The organism is Acidiphilium sp. (assembly GCF_049977125.1).
GTDB lineage: Bacteria > Pseudomonadota > Alphaproteobacteria > Acetobacterales > Acetobacteraceae > Acidiphilium.
Genome location: NZ_JBMFGY010000012.1, coordinates 41,940 through 52,749 on the forward strand (window position 1 = coordinate 41,940; position 10,810 = coordinate 52,749).

At 65.6% G+C, this 10,810-nt stretch carries 10 protein-coding genes; all 10 read left to right on the plus strand.

The genetic code is table 11. The features are described 5' to 3' along the window. The coding region (locus tag ACP5E6_RS03845) for an AAA family ATPase (RefSeq protein WP_427951922.1) at positions 1 to 636 on the plus strand (636 nt) is incomplete at its 5' end. A 23-nt stretch (positions 637 to 659) separates the two neighbouring features. Further along, the gene (locus ACP5E6_RS03850) at positions 660 to 2,069 is read left to right on the plus strand and encodes a hypothetical protein (protein ID WP_427951925.1); all 1,410 of its coding nucleotides are present in this window, start codon (positions 660 to 662) and stop codon (positions 2,067 to 2,069) included. A gap of 21 nt (positions 2,070 to 2,090) precedes the next feature. After that, entirely contained in the window at positions 2,091 to 2,468 is a 378-nt protein-coding gene (locus ACP5E6_RS03855) for a c-type cytochrome (protein ID WP_427951928.1), read from the plus strand. 97 nt (positions 2,469 to 2,565) lie between these two features. Continuing rightward, entirely contained in the window at positions 2,566 to 3,447 is an 882-nt protein-coding gene (locus ACP5E6_RS03860; RefSeq protein ID WP_427951930.1) for an MBL fold metallo-hydrolase, read from the plus strand. Between the two features lie 36 nt (positions 3,448 to 3,483). After that, entirely contained in the window at positions 3,484 to 3,930 is a 447-nt protein-coding gene (locus tag ACP5E6_RS03865) for an OsmC family protein (RefSeq protein ID WP_427951933.1), read from the plus strand. Positions 3,931 to 3,936: 6 nt separating this feature from the next. Next, the gene (gene cydD / locus ACP5E6_RS03870) at positions 3,937 to 5,700 is read left to right on the plus strand and encodes a thiol reductant ABC exporter subunit CydD (protein WP_427951936.1); all 1,764 of its coding nucleotides are present in this window, start codon (positions 3,937 to 3,939) and stop codon (positions 5,698 to 5,700) included. Next, on the plus strand, positions 5,688 to 7,466 hold the full coding sequence (cydC, locus tag ACP5E6_RS03875) for a thiol reductant ABC exporter subunit CydC (RefSeq protein WP_427951939.1): 1,779 nt from the start codon (positions 5,688 to 5,690) through the stop codon (positions 7,464 to 7,466). The genes cydD and cydC overlap by 13 nt, the downstream gene beginning before the upstream one ends. A gap of 160 nt (positions 7,467 to 7,626) precedes the next feature. After that, positions 7,627 to 9,243 (plus strand): cytochrome ubiquinol oxidase subunit I, encoded by a 1,617-nt coding sequence (locus ACP5E6_RS03880; RefSeq protein ID WP_427951942.1) that lies wholly within the window; start codon positions 7,627 to 7,629, stop codon positions 9,241 to 9,243. A gap of 12 nt (positions 9,244 to 9,255) precedes the next feature. Then, positions 9,256 to 10,395 carry a cytochrome d ubiquinol oxidase subunit II gene (cydB, locus tag ACP5E6_RS03885; protein ID WP_427951945.1) on the plus strand — a complete coding sequence of 380 codons (1,140 nt, stop codon included), beginning with the start codon at positions 9,256 to 9,258 and terminating at the stop codon, positions 10,393 to 10,395. A 14-nt stretch (positions 10,396 to 10,409) separates the two neighbouring features. Next, a complete protein-coding gene (locus ACP5E6_RS03890) occupies positions 10,410 to 10,607 on the plus strand; it encodes a hypothetical protein (protein WP_427951948.1) in 198 nt (65 codons plus the stop codon). Positions 10,608 to 10,810: the final 203 nt, after the last annotated feature.

A 10,810-nucleotide genomic window follows, 5' to 3' on the forward strand; every position in this document is an offset into this window, starting at 1 on the left:
GCCCATGTCGGTGCCCAAACCGCCGCGCCGCAGGCGCACGCGCAACTCGACGCGGCAATAGCGCTTCTGGCCCCGCCGGCCCGCCTGGTCGTGGCGATCGGCGGCCTGCCGGGATCTGGCAAATCGACGTTGGCGCGACGCCTCGCCCCAAAGCTGCGCGCCGCCGCCGGGGCGCTGATCATCCGCAGCGACGAATTGCGCAAGCGGCTATGCGCGGCGCCACCCGAGCAGCGGCTCGGCCCGTCGGGCTACACGCGCGAGGCCAACGACGCCGTCGATCACGGCCTCATCACCATGCTCACCGCCGCCCTGCCCGATTATCCGGTGATCATCGATGCAACCTGCCAGAGCGCCGCCTTTCGCGACTCCCTCGCGGTGGCGGCGCAGCGGGCCGGCGTCCCCCTGTTCGGCGTCTGGCTCGAAGCGCCGCTCACCGTGCTGGAACGCCGGATCGGCGCCCGAAGCGGCGATGCGTCGGACGCGACCATCGCCATCCTGCACGAGGCCGCCGGTCGGGCAAGCCGCCCTGACGCCCCCTGGATCAGCATCGACGCCGCCACGCCCGATGGCGGCCTGGCCGCGCTCATGAACGCGCTTGCCGATCACTTGCCTTGCGTCATGGCGGCGGATTGGTGATCACGCCGATTTGATCTACATCAATGACGCAGCGCCCGCCGCGGTGCATCGAGGCGGTGCAACTGGGAGCAGGTGTGATGATCAAGCAATCAACAAATCATAATTCGGAACGCGCCATCGCTGCACTGGGTCTGGGTCTCGCACTGGTGGCATTGTCGCCATCCACCGCGCAGGCGATCCCCGCCTTTGCCGCACAGACCGGCGAACCATGTTCGGCCTGCCATATCGGCTTTCCGCAATTGACCCCCTATGGCCGCGACTTCAAGCTTGAAGGCTATATCGCGGGCGGGATGTTTCCGACCTGGAAAAACTTCGCCCTGATGTCGCAGATCGGCTACACCCAGATGCACGACAAGGTGCCGGGCGGCCTGGCACCGGGGTTCAAATCGAACGACGCCTGGGCCGCGCAGCAGACCAGCCTGTTCTACGGCGGCGCGCTCGATGCCTCGCTCGGCCTGGGCGCCTTCATCCAGGTCACCTATGACGGCGTCGCCGGCCAATGGCACTGGGACAATACCGACATCCGGCTCGCACGGCCCGGCACGCTGTTCGGCAAGCCGCTGTTCTGGGGCATCACCTTCAACAACGCGCCGACCGTGTCCGATTTGTGGAATTCGCCGCCCAGCTGGGGCTATCCCTACATCCCCTCCGAGCTCGCCAACGGCCCCGCCGCCGAGCAGCAGATTCCGGCGCTGGCGCAGGGGGTCTACGGTGTCGGCGTCTATAGCGCCCTCAACCTGACCCCGGAGAACATGCTCTATACCGAAGCCGATCTCTATAAATCGCTGCCCAACCGGATGAGCTACGCGCTGGGCGTCGGCCCCGCCACCCAGATCGACGGCGTCATCCCCTACCTGCGGCTGGCGGTGCAGCATCAATGGGGCAATTCCTCCATCGAGGTCGGCACCTACGCGCTGATGGACCGGCCCTATCCGCAAGGCATGATCAGCGGCGCCACCGACCAGTTCCTCGACGTCGCGGCCGATTCGCAATTCCAGTACATCACCGCGAAACAGGCATTTTCGGTTCAGGCGAATTTCATCCACGAATCCCAAAGCTGGCAGGCGAGCTACCCGCTCGGCCTCGCCAGCAACCCGGCCGACACGCTCGACACCGCGACATTGACGGTCTCGGAGCTGTTGCTTCAAAAATACGGCGTGACCGAGTCGTTCAACACCATCTACGGCAATGCCGACCCCGTTCTCTACGGCAACGCCAACGGCAAGCCGAACACCAACAGCTGGACCACCGAGCTCGACTATTATCCCTATAATAACGGCGGCCCCGTGTGGCTGCCCTGGCTGAATGCGAAAATCTTCGTCGAGAACACGATCTACCCGACCTTCAACGGCCTGGCCCGCAACTACGATGGCGCCGGCACCAACGCCCAAGCCAACGACACACTGTTCGCCGGCATCTGGCTGGCCTTCTAATCCTCATCAGGAGACAAACGAATGAAACCGATCGTCATGACCGCCGCTCTCGTCACCGGATTGTTCATCACGGCCAACGCCCACGCCGCCGACGCCGCCAAGGGAAAATCCATCTTCGCCGCGCAATGCGCCTCCTGTCACAGCGTGGCGCCGGGGCAGAACGGCATCGGCCCGAGCCTTGCCGGCATCTACGGCAAACCGGCCGCCAGCACGCCGGGTTTCGACTTCTCCCCGGCGTTGAAATCCGCCCATATCGTCTGGACCGCCGCGGCGCTCGACAAATTCATCGCCAATCCCCAGGCCGACGTACCCGGCACCAAAATGCCCTACATGGGCATGACCAACGCCGCCGACCGTGCCGATGTCGTCGCCTATCTGGCGAGCCTCGCAAAATCCTGATTGATCTGAATCAACGCGTAACCGCCGATCCGCGCTATAAACACACAAAGCCGCCGTGTGGCGGATCGGTCATTTTACACGATGGGAACTCAATTCGATGAGCGAAGCCGTTCTGTTGAAACCGGTTGTGACCGGATTTTTCGACGAGCCGACCAACACCGTGAGCTACGTGGTGCGCGACCCCAGCTCGACCGCCTGCGCCGTGGTCGATTCCGTGCTCGAGTTCGACTCCGCCTCAGGCCGCACCTCGACCGCGTTCGCCGATCAGATCGTCGCCCATGTCAAGGCGCAAGGCCTGACCGTCGAATGGATTCTCGAAACCCATGTCCACGCCGATCATCTCTCGGCCGCCCCCTATATCCAGCAGACGCTCGGCGGCAAGATCGGCATCGGCGCCAATATCACGATCGTGCAGACGATCTTCGGCAAGATCTTCAACGCCGGCACCGAATTCGAGCGTGACGGCAGCCAGTTCGACCGTCTGTTCAACGATGGCGATCGCTTCACGATCGGTGCCTTGCAGGGCCAGGTGATGCACACACCCGGCCACACCCCCGCGTGCATGACCTGGCTGATCGGCGATGCCGCCTTCGTCGGCGACACGCTCTTCATGCCCGATTATGGCACCGCCCGCTGCGATTTTCCGGGTGGCGACGCCCGCACCCTCTATCGCTCGATCCAGAAAATCTTCGCCCTGCCGGCGGAAACCCGGCTGTTCATGTGCCACGACTACCGCCCCGCCACCCGCACCATCTTCGCCTGGGAAACCACGGTGGCGGCGGAGCGCGCCGCGAATATCCACGTCCGTGACGGCGTGACCGAGGATGAATTCGTCGCGATGCGCGAAGCCCGCGACGCCACGCTCGACATGCCGCGGCTGATCCTGCCGTCGATCCAGGTCAACATGCGCGCCGGTGACATGCCGCCCGCCGAGTCCAACGGCACCACCTATCTGAAAATCCCGGTGAATGTTCTATAACCGCCGCTCCCTCGGGCGACAGGAACGCGACGGATCATGAGCGGCCCCCATCAGATCACCCTGCGCCAGATCGAGGCCTACCGCTTCGAATGCGATTTCGGGCCTGGCCTGCCGCGTGTCACGACCGATGAAACCCCGCCGCTCGGCGGCGGTACCGGCCCCGCGCCGGTCGATCTGCTGCTCGCATCGGTCGCATCCTGCATGTCCTCGAGTTTTCACTTCGCGATGGGCAAGTTCCACGAGGCCGCCGGACCGATCGTGACCACGGCGGCCGCGACCACCGGGCGCGACGAGCATAACCACCTGCGCGTCCAGGCGATCGAGATCGCCATTGGTTTCGCCGAACCGGCGGCATCGATCGGTCATCTCGACCGGATTCTGGCCCAGTTCGAACAATTCTGCACCGTCGGCGCCTCGGTCGCGCGCGGCATCCCGGTTCACGTCACGGTCACCGACGGCGCCGGCACGATCGTGAAGGCCTGACGCACCATGGCGCGCGACATCGATCAGCGGCTGATCGCGGCAGGGCAGGGGGCGCGGCGCGGCTTGAGTGCCGCCATCGCTCTTGGTTTTGCCGCCGGCATCGCGGTCATCATCCAGGCGTTTCTGCTCGCGCGCTTCGTCTCGGCGATCATTTTCCAGCACGCCCCGCTGGCGGCCGAGCGGCCCGATCTCGTCCTTCTGCTCGTCCTGTTCGTCATCCGCGCCGCCCTGAGCTATGCCGCCGAGCTCGCCGCCTACCGCGCCGCCGCTGTCGTGAAACTCTCGCTGCGCCGCACCCTGCTCGATCATCTGTTCACACTCGGACCCGCCTACGCCGCCGGCGAGCGCAGCGCCGATCTCGCGGCCACCATGCTCGACGGGGTCGAGGCGCTCGAACCCTATCTCGCGCGCTACCTGCCGCAGATGGCGCTGGTCGCGATGGTGCCGCTCGCGATCCTGGCGGTGGTGCTGCGCCTTGATTGGATCAGCGCGCTGATCCTCGTGGTCAGCGGCCCGATCATCCCGCTGTTCATGGTGTTCATCGGCTACCGCGCCGAGGCGATCAACCAGCGCCAGTGGCGGCAATTGCTGGTGATGAGCGCGCATTTTCTCGATGCGGTGCAAGGCATCACCACGCTCAAGCTGTTCGGCCGCGCGCGCGACGAAATCGCCCTGATCGGCCGGATCTCCGATGATTACCGCCGCGTCACCATGGAAGGGTTGCGGGTCGCCTTCCTCACCTCGGCGGCGCTCGAGTTCTTCGCCTCGCTCTCGATCGCGCTGGTCGCGGTGCTGTTCGGCGCGCGGCTGATCCATGGCGACATCGCCTTCTTCCCGGCGTTCTTCGTGCTGCTGCTGGTCCCCGAATTCTTCCTGCCGTTGCGCGGTCTCGCCACGCATTACCACGCGCGGATGACCGCCCTGGCCGCCGCCCGCCGGATATTCGATGTGCTCGACACCCAACCCGCCATGCGTTGGGGCACAGCGATTCTGCCCGAAGGCGCCGTCTCGATCGCCTGCGCCGGCCTCGCGGTCGAATATACGCCGGGTGTCGCGGTGCTGCGCGACATCGATTGTGTGTTTCCCGCCGGCTCCCTCACCGCCATCGTCGGCCGGTCGGGCGCCGGTAAATCGAGCCTCGCCGCCGCCCTGCTCGGCTTCACCGCCCCGGCCGCGGGACGCATCACGATCAATGGCGCCATCGCGCTCGATACGCTCGACCGGGAATCCTGGTGGCGTCACCTCGCCTATGTGCCGCAGACGCCCCGGCTGTTCGCCGGCACCATCGCCGACAATCTGCGCCTCGCCCGGCCCGATGCCGATGCCGCCGCGATGCACGCCGCCCTCGCGCGCGCCAAACTCACCGACATCGTAGCCGATCTGCCCCACGGGCTCGACACCATGATCGGCGATGCCGGCGAAGGCCTCTCCGGCGGCCAGGTCCAGCGCCTCGCGCTGGCGCGCGCCTTTCTCAAGGACGCGCCGCTGCTGGTGCTCGATGAGGCCACCGCCCATCTCGACCTCGAAACCGAAGCCGAGCTCACCGAGGCGATCGCCGATCTCGCGCGCGGCCGCACCACCATCATCATCGCGCACCGCCTCGCCACCGTGCGGCGCGCCGACCGGATTCTGGTGCTCGAGGCCGGACGCATCGTCGAATCCGGCACCCATGCCAACCTGCTCGCCCGCGGCGGTGCCTATGCCGCGCTGATCGCCCCGCCGCCGATCACCGCGGCACCGCTCGCACCGGAGGCCGCATGCGCGACCTGATCCGGCTGATGCGCCTCTATACGCCCTACCGGCGCTGGATCGCCGGCGGCATCGCCCTCGGCCTGATCACGGTGCTCGCGAATTTCGGCCTGCTCGCGCTGTCCGGCTGGTTTCTCGCCACCGCCGGCGTGGTCGGCCTCGCCGGCTTCGCGGTGCAGAACGCCTTCAATTTCTTCACCCCCGCCGCCGGCGTGCGCTTCTTCGCCACTGTGCGCGTGGTCGCGCGCTACACCGGGCGTCTGGTCGATCACGAAACCACCTTCCGCCTGCTCGCCGGCCTGCGCACCGATCTCTATGCCCGGCTCGAACCTTTGGCACCGCTCGGCCTCGCCGGCGATCGCGGCGGCGATCTGCTCGGCCGGCTGGTCGCCGATATCGACCGGCTGGGCGATTTTTTCCTGCGCGTCATCTCGCCCTTCGCGGTCGCTATATTTGGCGCGGTGCTGATGGCGCTGGTGTTCGCCGCGTTTTCACCTCTGGCCGGGCTGGTGCTGCTGGCCGGGCTGGTTCTGGCCGGCGCTTGTCTGCCGCTCGCCAGCCTGCGCCTCGGCCGTGGCCCCAGCAGCGATGCCGTGACCCTGCAAACCGCGATGCGCGCCGACCTGATCGATGGCGTTCAAGGCATGGCCGAGCTGCTCACCTATAATGCCGCCCCGGCGATGCAAACGCGGGTCGATCGCGCCAGCACCGCGCTGGCCGGGCGCCAGGGGCGTCTCGCCGCCGTCGCCGGCTTCGGCATCGCGGGCAATCTGCTGATCGCCAATCTCACCATGGCGGCGATGCTTCTGATCGGCGGCGCCCTGGTGGCCGATCACCGCCTGCCCGGCCCCGATCTCGCGCTGCTCGCCCTCGGCGCCATGGCCGCGTTCGAGGCGGTGGCGCCGCTGGCCACCGCGTTTCAACTGCTGGGCGGCATGCGGGACTCGGCACGGCGCGTGTTCGAGATCATCGATCGCCCGCTGCCGATCCACGACCCCGCAACCAGCCCGAAGCGGCCGGATCACCTCGCCCTGCGCTTCACTGGTGTGCGACTGCGCTATCCCGCGCCGGACGAAGCGATCGGCGAGAGCCGGCGGAACTGGGCGCTCGATCGGCTGGATCTCGCGATCGAACCGGGCGAACATGTCACGATTCTCGGCCGCAGCGGCGCGGGCAAAACCTCGCTGGTCAATCTGCTGCTGCGCTTCGCCGATTATCAGGAAGGTTCGGCGACACTCGGCGGCGTGGAATTGCGCGCGATCCGCGGCGATGACCTGCGCTCGCTGATCACCCTGGTGTCGCAACGCACCCAGATGTTCGCAGGCTCCGTGCGCGACAATCTGCTGATCGCCAACCCTGCGGCGGACGATGCCGCACTTTGGCATGCGCTCGACATCGCCCAGCTCGCCGATTTCGTCCGCGCCCAGCCCGACGGGCTGGATGCGCTGGTCGGCGAAGCCGGCGTCAAAATCTCCGGCGGCGAGGCCCGCCGCCTGTCCATCGCCCGCGCCGCCCTGCGCGACACGCCGTTCCTGATCCTCGACGAACCGACCGAAGGCCTCGATCCGCTGACCGAGGCCGCAATCCGCGCCGCCATCGTCCCGCTCGCCATCGGCCGCACCACCATCACCATCACCCACCGGCTCGAAGGCATCGCCCCGACCGATCGCGTCGTGGTGCTCGAGCGGGGGCGCGTGGCCGAGGATGGACCCTACGCCACCCTGCGCGCGGCGGGCGGCACCGTCGCGCGCCTCGCCGTTCTGCATGACCGGGTTGCGCGTCTCTGAGCATTTTCGGGGACGGGCGGCGATAACATTCTCCGTATCGAATATGTCCATTGATCCAGATCAATGATCTGAAATTTTTCTCTGCTACAGGTGACAATGCGTTCATGAAACGCCCGACGAGGAATCAGCCGCGCCGGCCTGTCGTTCTGGGATCAAGCCGATGATCAATCCGACCGTAGTCGATTTATCCCGACTACAATTCGCGCTCACAGCGCTCTACCACTTCCAGTTCGTCCCGTTGACCCTGGGGATGACCTTCATTCTCGCCGCGATGGAGACGGTCTACGTCATCACCGGCAAACCGATTTACAAGGAAATGACCCAGTTCTGGGGCAAATTATTCGGGATCAACTTCGCCATCGGCGTCGCGACCGGCCTGACCATGGAATTCGAGTTCGGCACCAACTGGTCGATGTATTCGCATTTCGTGGGCGATGTGTTCGGCACACCGCTCGCCATCGAAGGCTTGATGGCGTTCTTCATGGAATCCACCTTCGTCGGCCTGATGTTCTTCGGCTGGGACCGGCTGAGCAAGCCAGCCCATCTCGCGGTGACCTATATCGTCGCCCTCGGCTCGAACCTCTCGGCCCTCTGGATCTTGATCGCCAACGGCTTCATGCAGGACCCCTCGGGTGCCAAATTCGACCCGACCACGATGCGCATGCAGTTCAAGAGCTTCGGCGCCCTGGTGTTCAGCCCGGATGCCCAGGCCAAATTCGTCCACACCTCGATCGCCGGCTATGTCGCCGGCGCGATGTTCGTGATGGGGGTCAGCGCCTATTACATGCTGCGCAAACAGCACCGTGAATTCGCCGCCCGCAGCTTCCGCATCGCCGCCCTGTTCGGCCTGATCTCAACGGTCGCCGTCGTCACCCTCGGCGATGCGCTGGGCCGGATGGATTATCTGGTGCAGCCGACCAAACTCGCCGCGATGGAAGGCCTCTGGCACTCCACCAAGGGTCCGGCCACGCCGTGGAAAGTCATCGCACTGCCCGATGACGCGGCACAAAAGGACGTCTTCTCGATCGGCATCCCCTACGTGCTGACCCCGCTGGTCGCCCATGCCTGGGACAAGACCATCCCCGGCATCTACGCCCTCGAGCGTGACGCCCAGAGCAAGACCGTCAACGGCATCAAGGCGATCATCGCGCTGAAAGCCTATGGCGCCTCGCACGATCCCGCGGCCCTGGCCGAGTTCCGCAAACACGAGAACGACATGGGCTACGGCTTCCTGGCCCAGCGCTTCGCGCCGGATCAGAATCTCTCGGCGATCACGCCGGCGCAATTGCCCACCGTTCTGGCGAAAACCGCGCGTGAAACCATCCCCAACGTGTTCGTCGAGTTCTGGTCGTTCCGCCTCATGGTCGGCCTCGGCCTCGCCTTCCTCGTGGTGTTCGCCTTCGGCGCCTACTACAGCCTGAAGAACGAGCTGGAAAAGCACCCGCTCGTGCTCAAGGCCTCCATGCTGGCGATCCCGCTGCCCATCCTCGCCTGCGAATTCGGCTGGGTCACCGCGGAAAACGGCCGCCAACCCTGGACCGTCTATGGCTGGCTGCCCACGTTCCAGTCCGCCTCCTCGCATGGCGTCGGCTACATGATCTTCTCGCTGGTCGGGTTCGTGCTGCTCTACAGCCTGTTCATCGCCGCCGAGCTCTATCTGATGTTCAAATTCGCCCGCCTCGGCCCCGGTGTTCACGCCGCGCCGGTCAAGCCGCTGAAAGCGCCGGCCCAGCCGGTCTATGGTCAGCCCGGCTATGCCGACAAGCCGTGGCAATAAGGAAGTATTGATATGGAACTCTACATCGTACTCAAGGTGATCTGGGCGCTGCTGCTCGGCGTCCTGCTCACCGGCCTCGCCGTGATGGTGGGGATGGACATGGGGGTCGGCACCCTGCTGCGCTTCGTCGGCAAAAACGATGGCGAACGCCGCACCGCGCTCGCCATCATCGGCCCGCACTGGGATGGCAACCAGGTGTGGTTCATCCTCGGCGGCGGCGCGATCTTCGCCGCCTTCCCGACCCTCTACGCCACCTCGTTCTCGACCTTCTACGTCGTCATGATCCTGCTCCTGTTCAGCATGATCATGCGTCCGGTCGCCTTCGAGTACCGCTCCAAGGTCGATGCCCGGAAATGGCGTGATACCTGGGATTGGGCCTTCCTCATCTCCGGCGCCGTGCCCATGATCATCTACGGCGCCGCCTTCGGCAACGTGCTGCAGGGCGTCGGCTTCCACTTCAGCTGGGATGGCCAGTATTACCAGGACGAAAGCTTCATCTGGTATCTGCTCAATCCCTTCGCGCTGATGTGCGGTGTTCTCTCCCTCGCCCTCGCGGTGCATCAGGGCGGTGCCATGCTGATGATCCGCGGTGAAGGGCCCATCGCCGAACGCGCCCGGCGCTTCGCGATCGGCGGCGGCCTTCTCGCGGCCGTCCTGTTCGTGATCGGCGGCGTCTGGATCGCCTTCATCAAGGGGTTCGCCTTCACCCAGAAGGTCAACCCCGGCATGCCGGCCACCCCGCTCGGCGGGCCGGACGTGGTGATGCGCGCCGGTGCCTGGCTCGATAATTTCCACACCTACCCGCTCCTCTGGGTCCTGCCCGCGCTCGGCGTGCTCGGCATGGTCGGCGGCCCGCTGATGCTGCTGGCGAACAAGCCGATCATCGGCTGGTGGCTCGGCGCCATCGCCTGGGTCGGCGTCATCTTCACCGCCGGCGGTGCGATGTTCCCGTTCCTGATGCCCTCGACCACCGCACCCGCCCAGAGCCTCACCGTGTGGAACGCCTCCGGCAGCGCCTATAACCTGGCCTGGATGCTGGCCTTCTCGCTGGTCTTCGTGCCCATCATCCTGACCTACACCTCCTGGGCGTTCCGGGTCATGAAGGGCAAGGTCCATACCGAAACCGTCGTCGCTGACGACCACTCCTACTGAAAGGATCGCGCGTCATGAAAAACCTGCTTAAAATCGGCGGCCTCGCGGCGGTGGTGGTGGTTTCCCTGCTGCTCGCGGTCGTCGCGGGCGACTATGGTCCCTGGTACTTCGCCTGGCTGGTCGGCACCACCATGATCGTGCTGATCGCCGCCAGCGGTGCCGTGTTGTTCGAAACCCAGGAAGCGACCCGCGTCGCCAACCGCAACCTCTAAGGAGACCGTGCCATGCTCGGTGGACTCGAAGGGCTGATCGTCTTCATCCCGTTTGCCTATCTCGGCCTCTACTTCATCGCCTGGCGCTACACCAAAAAGCGCTTCCCCTGATCCGAAAGCCAGGCTGACACACCAAAAAGGCCAGGGGCGAAACCCCTGGCCTTTTTCTGTCCAACCCACAAGGCGTCGCGCTGCTTAGAGTG

Excerpts from the sequence above, each read along its gene's own strand:
- ACP5E6_RS03850 (WP_427951925.1), top strand. The coding sequence starts at position 660 with ATGACGCAGCGCCCGCCGCGGTGCATCGAGGCGGTGCAACTGGGAGCA.
- ACP5E6_RS03855 (WP_427951928.1), top strand. The coding sequence starts at position 2,091 with ATGAAACCGATCGTCATGACCGCCGCTCTCGTCACCGGATTGTTCATC.
- ACP5E6_RS03860 (WP_427951930.1), top strand. The coding sequence starts at position 2,566 with ATGAGCGAAGCCGTTCTGTTGAAACCGGTTGTGACCGGATTTTTCGAC.
- ACP5E6_RS03865 (WP_427951933.1), top strand. The coding sequence starts at position 3,484 with ATGAGCGGCCCCCATCAGATCACCCTGCGCCAGATCGAGGCCTACCGC.
- cydD (WP_427951936.1), top strand. The coding sequence starts at position 3,937 with ATGGCGCGCGACATCGATCAGCGGCTGATCGCGGCAGGGCAGGGGGCG.
- cydC (WP_427951939.1), top strand. The coding sequence starts at position 5,688 with ATGCGCGACCTGATCCGGCTGATGCGCCTCTATACGCCCTACCGGCGC.
- ACP5E6_RS03880 (WP_427951942.1), top strand. The coding sequence starts at position 7,627 with ATGATCAATCCGACCGTAGTCGATTTATCCCGACTACAATTCGCGCTC.
- cydB (WP_427951945.1), top strand. The coding sequence starts at position 9,256 with ATGGAACTCTACATCGTACTCAAGGTGATCTGGGCGCTGCTGCTCGGC.
- ACP5E6_RS03890 (WP_427951948.1), top strand. The coding sequence starts at position 10,410 with ATGAAAAACCTGCTTAAAATCGGCGGCCTCGCGGCGGTGGTGGTGGTT.